Annotated in this window: 22 protein-coding genes and 1 tRNA gene; 15 read left to right on the top strand and 8 right to left on the bottom strand. The window is 42.2% G+C overall.

Annotated elements, in window-relative coordinates; all coding sequences use genetic code 11:
- Window positions 1-18: 18 nt before the first annotated feature.
- The gene (locus RM553_RS13540; RefSeq protein WP_311535473.1) at window positions 19-1521 is read left to right on the top strand and encodes a M56 family metallopeptidase; all 1503 of its coding nucleotides are present in this window, start codon (window positions 19-21) and stop codon (window positions 1519-1521) included.
- Window positions 1514-2659 carry a tetratricopeptide repeat protein gene (locus RM553_RS13535; protein WP_311535472.1) on the top strand — a complete coding sequence of 382 codons (1146 nt, stop codon included), beginning with the start codon at window positions 1514-1516 and terminating at the stop codon, window positions 2657-2659. The genes RM553_RS13540 and RM553_RS13535 overlap by 8 nt, the downstream gene beginning before the upstream one ends.
- A 14-nt stretch (window positions 2660-2673) precedes the next feature.
- Here RM553_RS13535 and RM553_RS13530 read toward each other — a convergent pair whose 3' ends face one another.
- The gene (locus RM553_RS13530) at window positions 2674-2826 is read right to left on the bottom strand and encodes a hypothetical protein (protein ID WP_311535471.1); all 153 of its coding nucleotides are present in this window, start codon (window positions 2824-2826) and stop codon (window positions 2674-2676) included.
- Window positions 2827-2999: 173 nt separating this feature from the next.
- On the opposite strand from RM553_RS13530, the gene RM553_RS13525 reads away from it, so the two are divergent.
- Window positions 3000-3479 (top strand): hypothetical protein, encoded by a 480-nt coding sequence (locus tag RM553_RS13525; RefSeq protein WP_311535470.1) that lies wholly within the window; start codon window positions 3000-3002, stop codon window positions 3477-3479.
- Window positions 3480-3605: 126 nt separating this feature from the next.
- On the opposite strand, the gene RM553_RS13520 is transcribed toward RM553_RS13525, so the two are convergent.
- Window positions 3606-3890: a YciI-like protein gene (locus RM553_RS13520; protein ID WP_311535469.1), complete on the bottom strand. Its 285-nt coding sequence runs from the start codon at window positions 3888-3890 to the stop codon at window positions 3606-3608.
- A gap of 246 nt (window positions 3891-4136) precedes the next feature.
- Window positions 4137-5270 (bottom strand): glycosyltransferase family 2 protein, encoded by a 1134-nt coding sequence (locus tag RM553_RS13515; RefSeq protein WP_311535468.1) that lies wholly within the window; start codon window positions 5268-5270, stop codon window positions 4137-4139.
- Window positions 5271-5386: 116 nt separating this feature from the next.
- Here RM553_RS13515 and ruvC point away from each other — a divergent pair, with 116 nt between their 5' ends.
- From ruvC to RM553_RS13475, 8 genes are all read left to right on the top strand, one after another.
- Window positions 5387-5938 carry a crossover junction endodeoxyribonuclease RuvC gene (ruvC, locus tag RM553_RS13510; RefSeq protein ID WP_311535488.1) on the top strand — a complete coding sequence of 184 codons (552 nt, stop codon included), beginning with the start codon at window positions 5387-5389 and terminating at the stop codon, window positions 5936-5938.
- A gap of 35 nt (window positions 5939-5973) precedes the next feature.
- Window positions 5974-7164, top strand: a complete 1191-nt coding sequence (gene hemW, locus RM553_RS13505) for a radical SAM family heme chaperone HemW (protein WP_311535467.1) — start codon at window positions 5974-5976, stop codon at window positions 7162-7164.
- A 148-nt stretch (window positions 7165-7312) separates the two neighbouring features.
- Window positions 7313-8059, top strand: a complete 747-nt coding sequence (locus tag RM553_RS13500; protein WP_311535466.1) for a cyclase family protein — start codon at window positions 7313-7315, stop codon at window positions 8057-8059.
- Window positions 8060-8061: 2 nt separating this feature from the next.
- Window positions 8062-8412, top strand: coding sequence for a DUF4260 domain-containing protein (locus RM553_RS13495; RefSeq protein WP_311535465.1), 351 nt, complete (start codon window positions 8062-8064; stop codon window positions 8410-8412).
- A 1-nt stretch (window position 8413) separates the two neighbouring features.
- Window positions 8414-9031, top strand: a complete 618-nt coding sequence (locus tag RM553_RS13490; RefSeq protein WP_311535487.1) for a DUF4230 domain-containing protein — start codon at window positions 8414-8416, stop codon at window positions 9029-9031.
- A 32-nt stretch (window positions 9032-9063) separates the two neighbouring features.
- Window positions 9064-9426 (top strand): MmcQ/YjbR family DNA-binding protein, encoded by a 363-nt coding sequence (locus RM553_RS13485; RefSeq protein WP_311535464.1) that lies wholly within the window; start codon window positions 9064-9066, stop codon window positions 9424-9426.
- Window positions 9423-11201, top strand: a complete 1779-nt coding sequence (locus tag RM553_RS13480) for a MutS-related protein (protein ID WP_311535463.1) — start codon at window positions 9423-9425, stop codon at window positions 11199-11201. The genes RM553_RS13485 and RM553_RS13480 overlap by 4 nt, the downstream gene beginning before the upstream one ends.
- A gap of 96 nt (window positions 11202-11297) precedes the next feature.
- On the top strand, window positions 11298-12302 hold the full coding sequence (locus RM553_RS13475; RefSeq protein WP_311535462.1) for a metal-dependent hydrolase: 1005 nt from the start codon (window positions 11298-11300) through the stop codon (window positions 12300-12302).
- Between the two features lie 117 nt (window positions 12303-12419).
- Here RM553_RS13475 and RM553_RS13470 read toward each other — a convergent pair whose 3' ends face one another.
- Window positions 12420-13811 carry a dipeptidase gene (locus tag RM553_RS13470; RefSeq protein WP_311535461.1) on the bottom strand — a complete coding sequence of 464 codons (1392 nt, stop codon included), beginning with the start codon at window positions 13809-13811 and terminating at the stop codon, window positions 12420-12422.
- Window positions 13812-13946: 135 nt separating this feature from the next.
- Between RM553_RS13470 and RM553_RS13465 the strand changes: the two genes are divergently transcribed.
- Window positions 13947-14028: transfer RNA gene (locus RM553_RS13465), tRNA-Leu, on the top strand.
- Window positions 14029-14130: 102 nt separating this feature from the next.
- Here the strand turns inward: RM553_RS13465 and RM553_RS13460 are convergent.
- Entirely contained in the window at window positions 14131-14358 is a 228-nt protein-coding gene (locus tag RM553_RS13460; protein WP_311535460.1) for a transposase, read from the bottom strand.
- A 74-nt stretch (window positions 14359-14432) separates the two neighbouring features.
- The gene (locus tag RM553_RS13455; protein ID WP_311535459.1) at window positions 14433-14609 is read right to left on the bottom strand and encodes a histone H1; all 177 of its coding nucleotides are present in this window, start codon (window positions 14607-14609) and stop codon (window positions 14433-14435) included.
- A 283-nt stretch (window positions 14610-14892) separates the two neighbouring features.
- On the opposite strand from RM553_RS13455, the gene RM553_RS13450 reads away from it, so the two are divergent.
- From RM553_RS13450 to RM553_RS13440, 3 genes are all read left to right on the top strand, one after another.
- Window positions 14893-15144: a hypothetical protein gene (locus RM553_RS13450; protein WP_311535458.1), complete on the top strand. Its 252-nt coding sequence runs from the start codon at window positions 14893-14895 to the stop codon at window positions 15142-15144.
- 128 nt (window positions 15145-15272) lie between these two features.
- Window positions 15273-15779, top strand: coding sequence for a cupin domain-containing protein (locus RM553_RS13445; protein WP_311535457.1), 507 nt, complete (start codon window positions 15273-15275; stop codon window positions 15777-15779).
- A 363-nt stretch (window positions 15780-16142) separates the two neighbouring features.
- On the top strand, window positions 16143-17612 hold the full coding sequence (locus RM553_RS13440; protein WP_311535456.1) for an SLC13 family permease: 1470 nt from the start codon (window positions 16143-16145) through the stop codon (window positions 17610-17612).
- Between the two features lie 176 nt (window positions 17613-17788).
- On the opposite strand, the gene RM553_RS13435 is transcribed toward RM553_RS13440, so the two are convergent.
- A complete protein-coding gene (locus tag RM553_RS13435) occupies window positions 17789-18757 on the bottom strand; it encodes an NAD(P)-dependent alcohol dehydrogenase (RefSeq protein ID WP_311535455.1) in 969 nt (322 codons plus the stop codon).
- A 210-nt stretch (window positions 18758-18967) separates the two neighbouring features.
- A complete protein-coding gene (locus RM553_RS13430; protein WP_311535454.1) occupies window positions 18968-20428 on the bottom strand; it encodes a glutamate synthase subunit beta in 1461 nt (486 codons plus the stop codon).

Genomic DNA, 20428 nt, shown 5'->3' with positions numbered 1-20428 from the left:
GGAACAAAAAAATGAGGTATGTTACACTATTTACTTGAAATCCTGTTCTTCCAGTTTTGCTTTTTGCTGGCGTACGAACTGCTTCTTAAAAAGGAGACCTTTTTTAGCTATAACAGATGGTATCTACTGCTAACCCCTGTAATTTCTATGCTGTTACCTTTGCTAAAACTGGATTTTCTTGCAGAAGCCGTTCCGCAGAATGCCCGCATAATGTTGCCGGCAGTGGTAATTGGAGAGCAAAGCCAGGCAATAGAACACTTACCTGCCGTAAATATTGCTGCAGCACAGGGACTTCAGCTAAACTGGTGGCTGTTAATTTATTTTACCGGATTTGTGGTAAGCCTGTTCCTGTTTTTAAAAAAGTACAACAGCCTTAACAGGATGTTCCGGTTCAGGAAAATTTCAGAAGAAAAAGATTTCAGGATCATTGAAATTCCTGATTCCAGTGTAGCCTGCACGTTTTTTAGCACCGTGTTTCTGGGCGACCAGCTTTCGGAAGAAGAAAAAGAACAAATCCTTTTGCATGAGCTGGTGCACGTAAAGCAGAAGCACAGCTGGGACCTGATTTTCTTTGAAATGCTGAAAATTATCTTCTGGTTTAATCCGTTAGTATATATCTATCAATCCAGGATTGCCGGGCTTCATGAATTCCTGGCTGACGAAGAAGTGGTGAAAACTACTGAAAAAAAGACGTATTATGAACAATTGCTGAACACGGCTTTCAGCACGCAGAATATTTCATTTATCAATCAATTTTTTAATCATTCATTATTCAAAAAACGAATCGTTATGTTACAAAAATCAAAATCAACTACATTCGCAAAATTCAAATTCCTGGTAATTATCCCACTAATGATGCTTATGTTAATCTACGTGGCGTGTTCAGAAGATCAGGCTTCTGAAGAAATCGAAACCGCACAGGTAGAGAAAGGAGTTCTTCATTTAGAGGTGAACGATTTTGAAAATCTTACTGCTGAAGAGCGGCAAAATTTAACTGAAGCATTCGCCCAAATGTCGGATAATGCAGGATACAGTTCTGTTGAAATTACAGACGGGGATAAGACCATTACCATGAATGGCAACTCCAAAGAAGCCAGTTCCAGCATTTCGGTTACCAGGAACAATGATCAAAATAAATCTTCCAATTTCACGGGAGAAGGAGATGTTCCTTATGCGGTAATAGAGGAAGTCCCCGCTTTTCCCGGTTGCGAAGAAATTGAATCTAACGAGGAAAGGAAAAAATGTACTTCCCAGAAAATCACCGCTTTCGTTAGTGAAAACTTTAATGCGAAAATTGGCAAAGAACTGGGCTTAAAAGGAACCAATAGGGTGATCGTTCAGTTTAAAATAGGTAAAGACGGGACAATACAGGATGTAAGGTCCCGTGCGGCTGCACCAGAACTTGAAAAAGAGGCCGAGCGCGTGATTAATAGCCTTCCTGTAATGACTCCCGGGAAGCAGAATGGTAAAAATGTAGGGGTAATGTATTCCCTGCCCATAGTATTTCAGGTAAATGAATAAGTTATTTCTTTTATTCATTGTTTATTTAACAGCCTGCGGGGCCGGAGCGCAAACTTCGGCCCTTGCGCTTTCCGACAGTTTATACGCGGTGGGTAAATATGCTGAAGCCATAAAAGTTGCCGGGAATACCCAACCTTCGGAAGCGGTTTTTCTAAAACTGGCCAAGTATTATAAAGCCGATGGAGATTATGGCGCCGCGCTGGATAATTACCGGAAGGTTTTAGCTGAAAATCCAAACCGACTTTTAACCGCCATAGATTACGGGCAGCTTTTGTTGCGTAGCGGAAACCTGCCCCAGGCCGACAGTCTGTTTTCAGGTTTAGCCAAAGCCTATCCAAAAAATGCCAGTTTTCAATATCAGCTTGGTTTGATTAAGGAAAAGCAGAAAGACAGTGCGGCCATGGCGCATTACTATACGGCAGTGAGCCTGGATAAAGAACATAAAGCAGCGCTTTATAAAGTGGCCAGACATGCTTTAAAAAGCGGTAAATATACTTTAGCTGAACATTTCTGTTTGCAGGGGCTTAAGGCAAATCCCGGCAATCGTCCTTTGCTTTCCATTTTGGCGCAAACCTATTCCGCGCTTCATTTATATGAAGAAGCCATTCCGCAATATGAAAAACTGTTGGAATTGGGTGAAGAAAGTGAATTTATTTATAGTAAAGTAGCTTTTGCGTACTACCAGATTGAAGCTTACCAGCAGGCTATCCAAAATTACCAACAAGCCCTTACTTTTGAAGACCGGAATGCTGCCACGCATTATTCACTTGGCAAACTGTACGCCCTAATCGGGGATTTGGAGAAATCAGAAACCCATCTTTTAATGTCTATTCTTATTAAGAAGCAGCCGATAGATGCCGAATATCTAAGTCTGGCACTTACTTATAAGGAAATGGAAAAGTATAAGGATGCCCTGGAATACCTGGAAAAAGCCCTAGAAGAAAATCCGGAAAATGAGCGTGCACTGTATGAAAGGGCAATCGCGGCCGATAATTATTTTGAAGATCTGGAAACCCGGATGAATTATTACAAAGCTTATCTAAATAAATATGATCCGCAGGGCAATGAAGGCATGATTTACCTGGCCAGAAACCGGGTAAGTGATATTAAAAAAGAGATGCATATGGCGGAAGAATGAAATTTTTAAATGAATCAACGAGATATTCTTTCAGCCTTATTTTTAGGCTCTGGATTTCTACCAGACTTATTTACCTGCTTTGCGGAGCAGGTGATTTTTGTCCACACTCTTACCTGGTCCAGTGCCGCCTGCCCCTTTTCTCCTTTTAGTTTGACAGCTACACGCATAGGGAAATTTCTTATAACAGAAGTTAATGGTGCAATGATAATTGTGTTGAGGAGTTTATTGGCCTCATCAGGGTTAAAAAGCTATTTGATCATTTTTCCAAGGCATGGGTTTTCATTTCCCGCTTTTCCCTCATTTTCATTACTTTTGCTGAAAGCCTAACCGCAGATTGCTGATGAAAAGAATTTTACTTCTTGTTTTTCCCGTGCTCATCCTCTCCGCCTGTAATTTTGAAACCAAAAAGATTTCTTCGGAAGAAGTTCTGGACCAGGAATCCAAAGCCCTTAACTGGAAAGAAGTTGATGAATATCCCGCATTTGAAGACTGCCAGCAGGAAACCGAACTTAAGCGGGCTAAAGCCTGTTTTGAAAGTAAAGTTGCCACCAACATTTATTCCTATCTCGCCCGGCAACAGCCGGTGGTAACCAAAAGTATAGATGACACCCTGGTAATTTATCTTGAAATCAGCAAACAGGGAAAACCCAGAATAGATTCCATTGTTTCCATAGACAGCACTTTAGCCGGTGAGCTGCCAAAAATTGAAGAATGGCTTTACCAAAGTATAGATTCCCTGCCCAAAATTTATCCCGCCAGCAAACGCGGCATTCCTGTTTCCACAGTCTTTAAAATGCCCGTTCACATCAAAGCGGAATAATTAATTGACAATGGAGAATTATCAATTTCAAATAATTTTGGAATGGAAAAACTTTACCTGTCTTTCAAGGAGAGGTGGGCGCGGTAAGTTGTAGGTGATGTAAGACCAGTTTTCAATTGTCCACTGTCAATTATCCATTTTAATAACCACATTCCATTTCCTTACGCTCCATTCCTTTACGAGTCCGTTTTTTACATAAGGGTCACCTTCTGCAAAGGTTTTGGCGGCTTCTTCGCTTTCTGCCCTAAATATAAAAATAGCTTCATCTGCAGGATTCTCCAATGCCCCGGCCATTACAACAGTGCCGGTTTGCGCGGCTTCCTGGGCGAGGTTTAAATGTTCCGTGCGGTATTTGCCGCGTTCTTCAAGATAATTTTCCTGCAGCCTGTACTTTAAAATATAATAGTTCATGGTTTATGTTTTATCTGAAAAACCAAGTTACGATATTTTATTAGTGGAAAATGGAAAAATGTCCCTTCCGTCTTTACCAGCTATCACTGCTAAATCCATCTTCCCTTTGCAGGGAAGGAGCTGAAGCCAACTGCCCTTTAAAATGAAAGGAGCTGTTTTTTATTTTTGGGCAACCTTCAACTGACAACTCACAACCGACACCCGAAAACCGCTCTAAATTCAACATTCAACATTTAAAATAACTCTTCAGCTTTTAAATTTTCGGCCTTTCCAGTCAAAGCCTGAAAACAAGGAAATAACGGCTACAAAAGTGGAAAAGAAGGGATAAACAATACTGCACCAGAAATAATTGCGCATAATCAGTTCTCTTTCAAAGAACTTCGCGGCCAGGAAAATCAGGATGAAATCGGCGTTGAATTTCAGCAGGAAAATAACCAGGATGGGTTGTTGTGGAAAAATTTTGAACAGTACCAGGAAAGCGGCCAATAGCAGTGAAAAATTCATAAGCAGCACCCCTAATCCCGCAAACCTGGCAAAAACCGAATGATAAGCCGTGGTTTTTGCCGCCCAGCGAATGCGCTGTGAAATCAACTGCGAAAAACTTTGCTGAGGTCTGGTTTCCACAACGGCATTTTCAGATTTTAAATAGGCAGTGGCGTAGCCCTTTTCCTGGAATTTCTGGAGCAGGAACACATCATCACCGCTGGCAATCTTGTCGTTTCCGCTAAAGCCTTCAGCCTGTATAAAATTTTCCTTTTTATAGCACAAATTTGCGCCGTTGCACATAAAAGGCATACCTATGCCAAAAGCCCCCGCCGTAGTGGCCTGTAAACTGTAAAAATCCAGTTCTTCAAATTTCTGGAACAGCTTTTTCGGCTTTTCCTCCTTAAATTTAACCGGCCCGCAAATCATCGTGGCAGCGCTGGTCAGGATAAAATCATTATAGCTCTGCAGCCATAATTCCGGCACTTCACAATCGGCATCGGTGGTAAGGATATATTCAAAACTGCCATTTTCGATGCCTTTCTTCAGGGCTTCTTTTTTCGGGGAATTGGAATCTGAAAGGCTCTCCAAAATCACAATTTGAAGTCCCGGATTTTCCTTTCTGAATAGTTCGCAAACTTCAGCCGACGCATCTTCGGAAGCATCGTTAACCAGTAAAAGCTCAAAATGTGTAGCGGGATATTTCAATTTTGCCAGCGACCCTAATAAAGCCGGAAGGTTGTTGGCTTCATTTCTGAAGGGTACCACTATTGAAAATTTGGTATGGGGAGCGGCGTTCACAGATTTAAAAACGGCCGCTTTGTTCCAGCCATAAATAAGGGCCAGCACAAGTGCAAGGTAGCAGGCGGCGATAAAGATAAAAAGGCTTAGCAACATGGACTTTGTTTAAATGCAGATTGAAAATTACGGGGGAACAATCAGAATTCCGTAGCTTTGCGAAGCTGGCCGAAAATAAGCAAATTCCGGCAGCATTCATGCGAAAAATGCCAGATTTGAAGAGCGAAAAAATCATTTTAGGTATAGATCCCGGGACTACCATTATGGGCTTCGGACTCATAAAAGTTGTAGAAAAAAAGATGCAGTTTTTGCAGCTTAACGAGCTTCAGCTTCAAAAATATGACGATCATTATGTAAAGCTGAAGATGATTTTTGAACGCACCATTGAACTTATTGATACTTATCATCCGGACGAGATTGCCATTGAAGCGCCATTCTTCGGAAAAAATGTACAATCTATGCTGAAGCTGGGCCGTGCCCAGGGCGTGGCGATGGCCGCGGGGCTTTCACGGCAAATCCCCATAACCGAATACCTTCCGAAGAAAATTAAGATGGCCATTACCGGGAACGGCAGTGCCAGCAAGGAGCAGGTGGCCAAAATGCTGCAAAGCCTTTTAAAACTGAAATCTTTGCCGAAAAACCTCGACTCTACCGATGGACTCGCCGCTGCGGTTTGCCATTTTTACAATTCCGGGCGCGTAGAGATTGGAAAAAATTATTCCGGCTGGGCTGCGTTTGTAAAGCAGAATCCGGGGAAAATTAAATAATCCCCCTAACCCCCAAAGGGGGAATGTTTGTTGAAATGGATAAAACTATACATAAGGATCACAAGCTCCTCTCCTTCGGGGAGGCTGGGAGGGGCTGCGGAATTTATATCCATATCCCATTTTGCAAGCAGGCATGCCATTATTGCGATTTTCATTTCTCAACTTCTGTAAAAAAGAAAGGCAGGCTGGTGGAGATGCTTTGCAAAGAACTGCTGCTGCGGAAGGCTGAGCTTTTAAAAAGCGAAATTCAAACCATCTACTTTGGAGGCGGTACGCCCAGTTTGCTAACTTCGGAAGAACTTCAGCAGATTTTTGAGACTGTTTTTGCCAATTTCAATATTGCCGAAAATCCTGAAATCACCCTCGAGGCCAATCCCGATGACCTTTCCGAAGAAAAGCTAAAGATGCTGGCAGCATCTAAAATTAACAGGCTGAGTGTTGGTGTGCAGTCGTTTTTTGAAGAAGATTTAAGGCTGATGAACCGTGCGCACAATGCCAGGGAAGCTTTTGAGAGTATTCGTCTGGCCGGCCGATATTTTGAGAATATCTCTATAGACCTTATTTACGGGGTTCCCGAAATGTCTGCGGAAAAATGGCGGAAAAACCTTCAAATAGCTTTGGAGCTTGGCGTACCCCACATTTCCAGCTACGCGCTTACCGTAGAACCAAATACCGCGCTGCAGAAATTTATTGAAAGAGGAAAAGTAAAACCGGTGGATGACGAACTGGCCCGGGAGCATTTTGAGATTCTGATCAACACCTTAAAAAAAGCCGGTTTTGAACATTATGAATTTTCAAATTTTGGGAAGCCGGGCTATTTTTCCCAAAACAATACCGCTTACTGGCTGGGGAAACCTTACCTGGGAATTGGGCCTTCGGCACACTCGTATAACGGTGATTCCCGAAAATGGAATGTGGCGAATAATTCCCTGTATATAAAGGCGCTGGAAAAGGCTGAGCTGCCTTTGCAAACCGAAAAACTTTCTGTAACCGATAAATACAACGAATATGTGATGACGCGGCTGCGAACAAAGTTTGGCGTTGGAATCGCCGAAGTTGAAGAAGCCTTTGGCAAGAACTACGGTGATTACCTTTTGCAACAGGCTGCGGTTTTGCTGAAAAAAGGCCTTCTTAAAAATGAAAATGAAATCTTACATGTGACTTCTAAAGGCAAATTTTTAAGCGACGGGATAGCTGCCGATTTGTTTTATGTGGAGGAGGAGTAGTGGGAATTGAAAAGTGAAAAGTGGAAAGTGGAAAGTGGAAAGTTCGAAATCTGGAGATGATTATTACTGCTTTTACAGTTTAAAGCTTAAAGTAAAATTTAAAATTCCGCATTCAGAATAAATAAAAAAGCTTCCCTAATTTAGCCTTATGAAGGCAAAAGTTGAAATAGGCTCCCAAATTTATAATATCGACCTCGCGAGGCCGCTGGATATTTCGTTAAGCCTGCGCGGGGATGCCAAAAATCCCATTGCCTGGTACCTGGGTGCCCCTGTGATCGCACCTGTGAAAAATGGCGATTTTATAGGAAAGGTTAGTCAGGGTGCTTCAGTGAATTTTAACAATATCACCTTTAATCCGCACGGGCACGGTACGCACACCGAATGTGTGGGGCATATAAGCCAGGAATTCTTCAGCATCAACCAAACGCTTAAGAATTTCTTTTATATGGCCAGACTCATTTCCGTAGAACCCTTGAAGAGTGGGGGGGACCAGGTGATTTCCGAAGAACAGATAAGTGCGAAAATTGGCAAAAATGAAGTGGAGGCTTTGGTAATAAGGACACTTCCAAATTATATAGAAAAGCGCAGCAGGAAATATTCCCATACCAATTGGCCGTATTTAGAGGAAGCTGCGGCACGCTATATAAGGGAATGCGGTGTAAAACACCTGCTCATTGATCTTCCTTCTGTAGATAAAGAGAAAGATAACGGAAAATTGCTGGCGCACAAAGCCTTCTGGAACTATCCCAAAAATACCCGGTTTGATGCCACCATCACCGAGCTTATTTATGTGCCCAACAGCATTGCCGACGGGGAATATTTGTTAAACCTCCAGATCGCTTCTTTCGAGAACGATGCTACCCCCAGCAAACCGGTAGTGTATAAACTTCAGTAATTATGAAATTCATCCTGCGACTTGAAGAACTGGCCATGCTACTTTTGGGCATTTATGCCTTTTCAGTTCTGGACTTTTCCTGGTGGTGGTTCCTTGGCCTATTTTTCACACCAGATCTTGGCATGATAGGCTATGCTTTTGGGCAAAAGGCCGGTGCTTTCAGCTATAACCTGTTTCATCATAAAGGTATGGCCATAACCTTGTGGATTGTTGGGCATGCCTTGCAGAACCAGGTTTTACAATTAATAGGTCTTATTTTGTTTTCACATTCGGCTTTTGATCGTATTTTAGGCTACGGCCTTAAATATGAAAAAGGCTTTAAATTCACTCATTTGGGAGAAATCGGTAAATAATATGGAGCTTTTATTTATTGGGCTTGCCGTTGGCGCGGTGGTGGCTTACTTTATTTTCGCGAAATTCAACACGCAGCGTTCCAAAGAAAAAACCAGTGAACAGTCGGTCATACTTATGGATAAGATACGGAGTGTTTGCAAGTTCATTACGGTGGAAGGTGATTTTTCTGAAATTTACCATTATGAGAACATGAAGGAAAAGTACATTAGCCTCGTGTTTGGAAAGAAGAAGGCCATTATCCTTATTAATGCCAAAGCGCATATTGGCTTTGACCTTAGCAAGATTAAAATGGAAAGTGATAATGATAAGAAAAAAATCGTCCTTACCAATTTCCCACAGCCGGAACTGCTTACCGTAGAGACCGATTTTAAGTATTACGACAAGCGTGAGGGCTGGGCCAATCCCTTCACCACTTCAGATTTAACCGATATTAACCGCGACGCGAAAAAGCATATTGTAGATAAAATTCCTGAAAGCGGACTTTTTGAACAGGCCCGGAAAGAGGCTTTGGGAACCATTTTGCTTATGGAAAAGATTGTGGAGACCATTGGCTGGAAACTGGATTACACCGCACTGACTTTAGAAGAAGCTGAAGAAAGGCAGAAACTGGAAAAATAAGTTTTTCCCTTTTGAAGTTTAGGAACGGAATTATGGACATAGAAACTTTTAGAAATTACTGCATAAGAAAAAAAGGGGTTACCGAAGAACTTCCTTTTGGTTCCGATAACCTTGTTTTTAAGGTGATGGGCAGGATGTTTGCGCTGGCTTCTTTAGATACGGTGCCGTTGCAGGTAAACTTAAAATGTGATCCTGAAAGGGCTATTGAATTACGGGAACAGCATGAAGAAAATATCCTTCCCGGGTACCATATGAACAAAAAACACTGGAATACGGTAATCATGGATGGCCGCATGGCTAAAGAATTTACCTTTGAGCTCACCCGCCACTCCTATAACCTGGTGGTGGCAGGGCTAACACGAAAACAAAAAAGAGAACTCGAAAAAATAGAATGAAGCAGGCGTTAGAGTTTTACACTCATCAGAAGAAAAAACATGAGGAGCACCTGGCTGCACTCTCAAAAAAACTTATCATCTCCAGCATGGCCAGGCTCCTGGTATTTCTGGCGATTTGCTTTGGGATCTACTATTTCTTCGGAAATTTGAACATTCTTGTGCCATTAATAATTGCCGGAATCGCTCTTTTTCTTTTCCTGGTTTCACGGCACAGCAACCTGAAAGATCAAAGTAACAAGCAAAAGGAATTGATAAACCTGAATACTGTTGAAATTGATGTCCTGAAAACACGAAATTTCGAATTTTTGCCAGGCGGAAAGGAATTCGATGATCCGCTCCATGCCTACAGCCAGGATATTGATCTTTTTGGGCGCGGTTCTTTTTTTCAGTATCTCAACCGCACCGCTTTACAGGAAGGCAAAAAGAAGCTTGCGGGTTTTTTAAAGGAGAATAACATTTCCAATATTAACAAAAAGCAGGAAGCGGTAAAAGATCTTGCTGAAAAAGCGGCCTGGCGGCAGGAGTTTACCGCTTTGGCAAAATTGGTAAAAACCGAGACGCCTTCAGCCACAGTTTTAAACTGGTTTAAAAACTATAAATCTTTTGTGCCCGGTATTATGAAATGGCTGCCGGCCGTGTTTTCAGTTATTTCTGTAGCGGTTATTGTGGCTTATGCTTTAGACTATATCAGCGGAATCCAGCTGGCACTTTGGTATTTCGCAGGCCTGCTTATTACCGGTTATTTCCTTAAAAAGATCAACCTGCTTTCCGGAAGTGTTAGCAAGGTGCAGGATACTTTTCATCAATATCATCACCTGATGGCCTTACTGGAAAGTGAAAATTTTGCTTCGGAAATAATGCGGGAGAACCAGCAGCTAATCCGTTCAGAAGGTGAAAAGGCATCGGCTATCTTCAGGGAATTCTCAAAGGCTATCGACGCTTTCGACCAGCGCAACAATATGCTTTTCGGCATTTTTGCCAACGGATTTCTGCTATGGGATTTGCGCCAGAGTTACCGCCTGGAACAATGGATTTTCAAATACCGTGAAAATGTGGAGCACTGGTTTGAGGTAATAGAATTTACCGATGCTTTCAACTCCCTTGGGAATTTCGCTTTTAACCACCAGGATTACGTTTTTCCTGAAATTTTAAATAACAGGAGTGGTATTTCAGCAAAAAAACTCGCGCATCCGCTGCTTGACCCTCAAAAGCGGGTAGCGAATGATTTCCGTATAAACAATGAAGAGTTTTTTATTATTACCGGCGCGAATATGGCCGGGAAAAGCACGTTTCTAAGAACCGTGTCGCTGCAAATTGTAATGAGCAACATCGGCCTGCCGGTTTGTGCAGAAGCCTGTACCTATTCGCCAATTAAGCTGATTACCAGTATGCGCACCAGCGATTCGCTTAGTGACGATGAATCCTATTTCTTTTCAGAATTAAAAAGGCTGAAATTTATTGTAGACCAGGTAAAAACCGACCGCTATTTTATTATTCTGGATGAAATCCTGAAAGGAACCAACAGTACAGATAAAGCTATAGGAAGCAAAAAATTTGTGCGGAAACTGGTAAAATCGAATGCTACCGGGATTATCGCCACGCATGACCTGAGTTTATGTGAAATCACTTCGGAATTGCCGCAGGTGAAAAACCACTATTTTGACGCTGAAATTATTAATGACGAACTTAATTTTGACTACAAATTTAAAGACGGGATTTGCCAGAATATGAATGCTTCTTTCCTGCTTCGAAAAATGGCAATTGTAGACGAATGAGGTTAGAGGTAAGAGTTTAGAAGTTAGAAGTGGGAATTTCTAGTTCGTGGTTCAGGAACAATTCAAAATTTAAAATTTATCATTTAACATAATAGATTGGATTCATTTACCCAGATAGTATTAGGCGCATCGGTAGGAGAAGTGGTGCTTGGCAAAAAAGTAGGCAACAAAGCCATGTTCTACGGCGCGGTTGCAGGTACGATTCCCGATCTCGATACTTTCGCCGGGTATTTTACCGATACTATTACGGCAATAGAAATCCATCGAGGTTTTACACATTCTATTGTCTTTTCTGTTTTGTTCGCGCCGGCATTCGGCTGGCTGATTTCAAAAATGGAGAAAAAATCGGGGGCGAACTGGAAGGACTGGACAAAACTGATGTTTTGGGGGTTGATAACGCATCCTTTGCTGGATGCCCATACCACCTGGGGAACACAGCTTTTCTGGCCGCTGGATCTGCGGCTTGCATATAAGAACATTTTTGTAATTGATCCCCTTTACACCCTTCCATTTCTTATCTTCCTCGTGCTGGCTATGTTTCAGAAAAAGGGGACTGAAAAAAGGAGGAGGCTCAACTACTGGGGTTTGCGCTTCAGCAGTTTTTACCTGCTGGTAATTACGCTGCTTCTTAAGGGGTATACCTTTGGCAAATTTACCGATGCCCTGGAAAAGCAGGGATATGAGTACAAAGAAATCGAAACCAAACCGGCGCCGTTCAATACCATTCTCTGGACGGCCAATGTGGAGTTACAGGATAAATATCTTATAGGAGATTATTCAGTTTTCGATACCCAGCCCATCAGCTTTCGGGAATATCCAAAAAATCACCACCTGCTGGGGGATCTGAAGTCGGACAAAAATGTGCGGCGGTTAATCGATATTTCCCAGGGCTGGTATACCATCAGTAAAAAGGATGGCAGTTTGTATTTTAATGACCTCCGTTTTGGGAAGCTGGACCCGGCTTCAAAAAATGATGATTTCGTGTTTAGCTATGAGCTTATTCCGCATAAAGGGAGCATAAGGGCCAGGGAAGTTGAAAAAGGCAGGGGAGACGCCAAAAAAATGATGGCGAACCTGGGGGAGCGTATCCTGGGGAATTAGAAATTCTTTAGCTCAGTTTCAATCCATAACAATTTCTTTAAAAGATAGGAGGCCACTCCTAGATAAGCGGCCTCCTTGTCTTTTGAAGATTGATGTGTAGGTGATGGTATGCCGAAGTTATTTCTTAGTCATTTCAGCGAAATATTTATAGAAATAAGGAATGGTTTCAATCCCCTTCAGGTAATTCCATATGCCGAAATGCTCGTTAGGTGAGTGGATAGCATCGGTATCCAGGCCAAAGCCCATGAGAATAATCTTGCTGCCGAGTTCTTTTTCAAATAAGGAAACAATGGGGATGCTGCCCCCGCTGCGCTGCGGGATTGGTGTTTTTCTAAAAGTTTTTTCATAAGCCTTACTTGCCGCCTGGTAACCGGGATTATCTATTGGAGTTACATAAGCATAACCTCCATGATGGGGTTTTACCTCCACAGTAACGGCATCTGGAGCTATACTTTCGAAGTGTTTTTTAAAAAGCGCAGTAATTTCTTTCCAGTCCTGGCCAGGTACCAAACGCATAGAGATTTTAGCGAAAGCTTTGGAAGGAAGCACCGTTTTGGCGCCTTCTCCAATGTAGCCGCCCCAGATCCCGTTAACATCCAGTGTAGGCCTGATGGATGCTCTCTCTAAAGTGGAATATCCAGCTTCGCCATAAACATCTTTAATCTTCAGTTTATTCTTATAATCCTCTTCATTATAAGGGGCTTCGGCCATTTTTTTCCTTTCTTCAGAACTCAGGTCTTCTACCTTATCATAAAAACCGGGAATTGTAATATGATTGTTTTCATCGGTTAAAGAAGCGATCATTTTTGCCAGGATATTTACGGGATTACCAACGGCGCCCCCATACAGGCCGGAATGCAGGTCGCGGTTAGGGCCGGTCACTTCAACTTCAATATAAGAAAGTCCGCGAAGGCCGGTGGTAATGGAAGGCGTGTCTTTGGAAATCATCCCGGTATCTGAAATAAGGATTACATCGTTGGCGAGTTTTTCCTTGTTTCTCTCAATAAACCAGCCCAGGTGTTCGCTGCCTACCTCTTCTTCGCCTTCAATCATAAATTTCACATTGCAGGCTAGCTCATTGCTATGGGTCATGTATTCCAGCGCCTTCACATGCATGTACATCTGGCCTTTGTCGTCACATGCCCCACGGGCGAAGATGGCTCCTTCGGGATGAATTTTGGTGTTTTTGATGACCGGCTCAAAGGGCGGATTATCCCACAGCTCCAGCGGGTCTGGCGGCTGCACATCGTAATGCCCGTAGACCAGTACCGTAGGCAGATCCTTATCGATTATCTTTTCTCCATACACTACAGGATGGCCAGGGGTTTCGTAAATTTCAGCCTTTTCGCAACCTGCATTTTCCAGACTTGCCTTTACAGCCTTGGCGGTTTTGAGCATGTCTTTTTTATAGTCTGAATCGGCGCTTATAGAAGGGATCTTTAAAAGCTCTGTGAGTTCCTGTACGAAACGGTCCTTGTTTTTGTCTATATATGATTGAATGTCTTTCATCTTATGGGTTTTGAATTAGCCCAAAGGTAATAATTTGAAAATTTTCAATTTTTTTACTGAAGCTGTTTGTAGATTGAAACATTTATGTATATTTGCATCCGCTAACCAAAATAATGGATAGCAAATTTTTCTGAAGCGGGCGTGGTGGAATTGGTAGACACGCTAGACTTAGGATCTAGTGCCTTACGGTGTGAGAGTTCGAGTCTCTCCGCCCGCACAACAAGCAAAAAGCCGACTTTAGCGAGTCGGCTTTTTTGTTTTGGGTACAACATAGGTACAACATGAAAAGGGATCATGGATCATTCCTAAAAGTTGTGGACTAGGCAAATATTCTGGTTAATCTGAACAGGAAGAATTCAACATTTTTCACTCCTCTAAACTGACTTCTAAAGGCTTTAATTTTTGCGTTAAATGATTCTGCAGCGGCATTTGTACTTCTGTTATGGAAGTAATTTAGAATAGTGTTGTAATTAAATTTTATGCTATTGGCGACGGTATTGAAAGCTTTGAACCCGGCTTCTTCAACTTCTCTATAATGTTCACTCAACTAAAAAATTTGTGGTACAGGATCACCTTTAATAAATAAAAAAAAGGCTGCCATTTTTAGACAGCCTCGGTGTTTTACTTTTTAGACTCTGCTATAGAGACTTTTCTAAATTCCTTTAGTAACTTTTCTAATTCTAAGGATGATTTTCTTGCCCTCGTTCCGGCACTTTTATTGCCGCTTTCCAATTGTGAATCTGCATCTGTCTGGAAGGATTCAAAAGTAGTCTGAATGTTTTCAATAAGTTCTTTCATGATAGTAATTTATAATTAGGATCACGAAAATAGAATAATTTTAGAGGTTTCTCCAATTAAAAGCGCCCATATCTACTATAACTTTTCCGCGAGCGGTTTCTGTACAGTTGTATAACTACGAGGAGATAAGAGTATCTGATATAAGTCTTTGAAAGGGTGTCTGTTACGATATTATAGCGGCTAAACTTAACGTTGAGGTAAAAAATGCTCTTCAGGATTAATAAATCCATAAAACACATTGGCAGCCCTATGGGTATTTTTACCCAAAATTAAATCATCTGTTATGATAGCGAATGAAAAAGCAATGCTGGCACTGGAAACTATAGATTTTCCGGTTTTTTATGATAATGCCAGCCAGGTAATAAAAGATTCCAAGGGAATGATGGTATGCGATATAAGAGGCTGGAGTAAGATCCAGTTTATGCTAAAGTCTGAGGAAAGGCAGGATGCTATTGGTGAGCTCGTGGCCGTACTTTTAAATAAGTATCATAGCGATTTTGAAGGGCATTTTGAAAGCCTGCAGCTTTATTTGTAAATATTATGGATCCTTCTTCAGTAGCGTTAAATTACCTGTTAAGTTTTAGCTGAAAATTGACCGCTGAGCCTTAAAGTTTTAAATTCAGGGCTGCCAGATTAATGGGAAATGGATTTAAACACTAACTGATGGAACCAAAGAAATTCTTTTTCAAAGACGACGGGACTATTCCCAACAACAAACTGCCCCTGCTGGTCTATAAAAATGCTTTTGACAAAAGAGCTAACGAAGGTGCAGCCTGGCTTGAAGATACATTTGCTTTAAACAACTGGAAAAACTCCTGGCGCAATGGAGTCTTTGACTATCACCACTACCATAGTATATCTCACGAGGTTCTGGGGGTGTACAGCGGCTCTGCCTTATTACATCTTGGCGGGGAAAAAGGCGAGAAAATCAGGGTAGAAGCCGGGGATGTTATTGTTATTCCTGCGGGAGTAGGGCACAAAAAGCTGGAGAGCGACAGCGACTTTGGTATTGTAGGGGCTTATCCTAATGGCAGCGACTACGATATAAATACCGGCAGAGAAGGAGAACGCCCTAAAGCTGATAAAAATATAGCGGCACTGCCAATACCCAAAAATGATCCCCTGCAGGGCGAAAAGCAGGGACTTACTAAAATCTGGGCTGGAGTCTGATACAGAAAACGTGTTGCTGCCAGCGGTTCTTTTCCTTATGCAACTTTCCAAAATGGTTTTTTCTACATTTTATTTCCCGCTTCCATCCGATCTTTTTAGCCGTATGCAATAAGTTTGCGGCTAACATTTTTATTAGTCTTTATTCTCTATATTGATAAAACTGAGGGTTAAGTATAACTGACCAAAAGGCTAGTCCGAGCATTTTCCTGCCTTCCGTTTTTTCTTTGATCTTGTTACAAAAACAGTTTGGTCCAACTGTGGTTTCCGGTCCTCCATTCATAAAGAAATATTTCTATACAGGAATCTTTCCAGCTTGTATTGCGGATAAAATATTTAATATCTTCGCTTTATACCTCACTGCGAATGAATTTCAACACCAGATATTTTGTGCTGCTTTGTGGGCCCTTACTGTTTGTAATCTTACAGTGGGCAGGAAATCCTGATAGCATTCCGGATGCAGCATGGGATGTGCTTTGTGTTACCCTGTGGATGGCATTATGGTGGGTGACCGAAGCAGTGCCAATCGCTGCAACAGCATTATTGCCTATCGCTCTTTTTCCCCTCACCGGGGTACTGGAAATTGGAGCTGTAACCAGCGCCTATGGAGATAAATATATTTTCCTTTATCTTGGTGGTTTTCTGCTGGCAATTGCTATCGAAAAATGGAACCTGCACCGTCGCATCGCGCTTTCCATTATTAAATTTATTGGAACCAATATCAAATTTATCATCCTGGGGTTTATGATTGCCACGGCTTTCCTCTCTATGTGGATCTCCAATACTGCCACTTCTGTGATGATGCTGCCAATTGGTACCGCTATAATAAGTGAACTGCAGGATCATCCGGCAGGTTTAAAAAATGAGGATAAAAAATTTGGAAAGGCATTGATGCTTGGAATTGCTTATAGTGCATCCATAGGCGGTATTGCAACGCTTATAGGGACACCTCCCAATTTGGTGCTTGCTGGAATTGTGGAAAAATTATATGGTATCGAAATCTCTTTTGTGCAGTGGATAGTACTGGGACTGCCAATTTCAGTTTTTCTGCTATTCATCTGTTGGAAATACCTTACTGTTTTTGCTTTTGATTTTAAGGGTATGAAATTGCCTGGTGAAAAGAATGAAATCTCCTCTATGCTCGATCAACTGGGCAGGATGGGCCGGGAAGAAATAACGGTGCTTGTGATATTTATTTGTACCGCTCTGGCATGGATTACCAGAAGTTTTCTTTTAGCGCCAATCATTCCGAATATTGATGATACCATTATTGCCATGGCTGCTGGGATTCTTCTTTTTGTCTTACCATCTGGGAAAAAAGAGGGGCGAATACTGGATTGGGAGGATGCCGGCAGGATTCCATGGGGAATAATTATTTTGTTTGGTGGGGGAATGGCACTTGCAAAAGCATTTGAAGTAAGCGGGTTGGCCGTATGGATTGGAGAACAGTTAACCAGCCTTGAAAATTTGCCATTTTTCCTTCTGATTTTGGTGTTGGTGGCTGCAGTTAATTTTTTAACTGAAGTTACTTCCAACCTGGCAACAACGGCAATGCTTTTGCCAATTCTTGCTCCTATGGCTGTGGCGCTGGGAATTCATCCTTATTTTCTCCTGGTGGCTGCAACCTTAGCGGCTTCCTGTGCGTTTATGTTACCCGTGGCCACTCCTCCCAACGCGGTTGTATTTGGCTCCGGACAGTTAAGTATTCCTGATATGGTGAAGGCTGGTATTTTTATGAACATCTTTTCGATACTCCTGATAAGCCTGATTGTTTATTATTTGCTTCCGATACTTTGGGATATAAAAATGAATGAAATTCCGCCTGCACTGTTGTGAAAAGTCTGTACTAGGATTCTCCATTTCACCTTTAAATAGCATTCTTTTCCTGTAAAGCATATTCTGTTAGAAATTGCGTGAGGGATAGGAGCGGCTATCCTGCCTTGCCGCGAGGCAGGTAGATAGCGCGGATAGCCCGGCCCGCAGGGCACGCCATAAAAATTATTATTATAGCCTTATTCCTTCTGAACAGGGATCAGGACATTGCCGGTTTTCTCGCCGGATAGTACATACTGGTAAGCTTCCTTAATCTGATCTAATGGATAATGCCTGTCGATAAGCGGGTTAAATTTGCCTTTTTGCATTAGATCCATAGTTAACTTCATACTGGCTTTGGGATATAGCGGAACAGGAAATTTTACTTGTTTGCCGGCTTTGAAATTTGTGCTGAACGCAAGGAAAAGATTTTCCATATTCGGGCCGAGTTCTGAAGAAATATAGGCGCCGCCATTTTTTATTAAATGTTTGCATTTAGAAAACCTGCTTTTACCGACGGTGTCAAAAATATAATCAAATTTTGTGTGCTGTTGGGTAAAATCTTCTTTTGTATAATCTATAACTTCATCGGCTCCCAGGGATTTTACCAGGTCCCTGTCTTTTCCCTTACATACTGCAACAGTATTTGCGGCGTGGGATTTTACAAATTGTAAGGCTGCTGAACCAATAGCTCCTGTCGCTCCGTTAATAAGTACTTTTTGCCCCTGCTTAAGCTGAATCTTGTTGATAAAATTATAGGCATAATGGCCACCTTCTACGGCTGCTGCCGCCTGTTCAAAAGATATCGCCTCCGGGAGCTTTAAAATGTGCCTGTTTTCGGGATAGGTTAGAAATTCAGCCTGGGAAGAAACTCCATTATCGCCGAAACCCCAAACGCGGTCCCCGGTTTTAAAGAGTTTAACTTCACTGCCGGTTTCTTCCACGACCCCGCTAAAAACGGTACCAGGAATTTTTTTCCTGGGGTTGGGAAGGCCAAGCATCAGTTTCATTATAAATGGTTTTCCCGTTAAGATAGCGCAGTCGGTGCGGTTTACTGTAGTGTAGTAAACGCGGATTAAAACATCTTTTTTTCCAGGCACAGGCTTTTTAACCTCTTCAATATTTAAAACTTCGGCGGAACCGTATTGATGACGAACTACTGCCTTCATTTTTTAACCGGTTGAATTTATCTATTTAAATAACTGAAAATCAAATATATAAATATAGTAATTTTAATTGTTATTATTTATTACTGGTTCTAAGGAAAAACTGAAGTAGGAAAGCTGATGTGTAAAAGCTTTTTTTTGCCTGAAATAAAAAGTCGCGGAAAAGCTAAATTTCGGCTCTTCCACGACTATTATATTTGCTGAAAACTGGTTTTAAACGGCAGGTAAATCTCCCTGGCCTTTGGTGCGCAATTTCGTTTTGCCCATAAGATATTTATCTACATGATAAGCAGCTTCCCGGCCTTCAGAAATCGCCCATACAATAAGCGATTGTCCCCGGCGCATATCCCCGGCGGTAAAAATATTGGGAACATTGGTTTGGTACTTTTTATTGGCTTTAATATTGGTCCTGTTGTCCAGGTCCAGTCCCAGTTTTTCACTAAGGGTTTTCTCCGGTCCTGTAAACCCTAAAGCTAGCAGGGCCAGGTCGCATGGCCATTCTTTTTCAGAATTTGGAACTTCCTGAAGTTTTGGCCTCCCATTCTCACCTTTTACCCACTCGATTTTTACCGTTTTAAGGGCGGTAAGTTTGCCACTCTTATCTTTAATAAATTCTTTGGTGGAAATACTCCAGTTACGGTTTACTCCTTCCTCGTGTGAGGAGCTGGTTTTTAAGGTAAAGGGCCAGTAAGGCCACGGATTGTCAATCGTTCTGGATTCCGGCGGCATGGGCATAATTTCAAAATTGGTCACAGATTTTGCCCCGTGGCGGTTGGAAGTTCCCACGCAGTCTGAGCCGGTATCCCCACCTCCTATTACAATTACATTTTTACCTTTGGCATGTAATCTTTCAGTAGTTTCGGCAAGGCCATCTACCACTTCGTTATTTCTTTTCAGAAATTCCATCGCCTGTACCACTCCTTCAGCATCGGCACCCGGAATAGGCAAAGGCCTTCTTTGAGTTGCACCGCCGCAAAGAACGATGGCATCAAATTCCTTCAGTTTTTCAATTTCATAATCCACGCCAACATTGGTATTGGTCTTAAAAGTGATTCCTTCGCCTTCCATTACCTCTATACGCCGGTCTATCACGTGCTTTTCCATTTTGAAATCCGGGATTCCATAGCGCAATAATCCTCCAACTTTTTTATCCCTTTCAAAAACAGTAACGCTATGTCCCGCGCGGTTTAACTGCTGAGCGGCGGCTAAGCCTGCCGGCCCGGAGCCTACAACGGCAATGGTTTTTCCGGTACGGTGTGCAGGTGGTTCCGGCTTTATCCAGCCTTCTTTAAAACCTCTTTCAGCTATGTACTTTTCTATCATTTCTATAGCCACCGGCGGTTCTATAATTCCCAGTACACACGCAGATTCACAAGGTGCCGGGCAAAGGCGGCCGGTAAATTCCGGAAAATTATTGGTGGTGTGCAATATCTTTAGGGCGCGCTGCCAGTCATTCTGGTATACGGCGTCATTAAAATCGGGTATAAGATTTCCTACGGGGCAGCCACTGTGGCAAAAGGGAATTCCGCAGTCCATACAACGGCCACCTTGTTTGTTTAATTCTTCGTTATCGAGATCTTTGGTAAACTCTTTATAGCTTTTTAGCCTTTCAGGCGCAGCATAGGTTTCTTCCTCAGCTCGTTCATATTCTAAAAATCCTCGTAATTTTCCCAT

Source organism: Autumnicola tepida (assembly GCF_031846485.1).
GTDB classification, from domain to species: Bacteria; Bacteroidota; Bacteroidia; order Flavobacteriales; family Flavobacteriaceae; genus Autumnicola; species Autumnicola tepida.
Note: the sequence above shows the minus strand (reverse complement) of the source record. Positions and strands in the feature narration are given on the sequence as shown.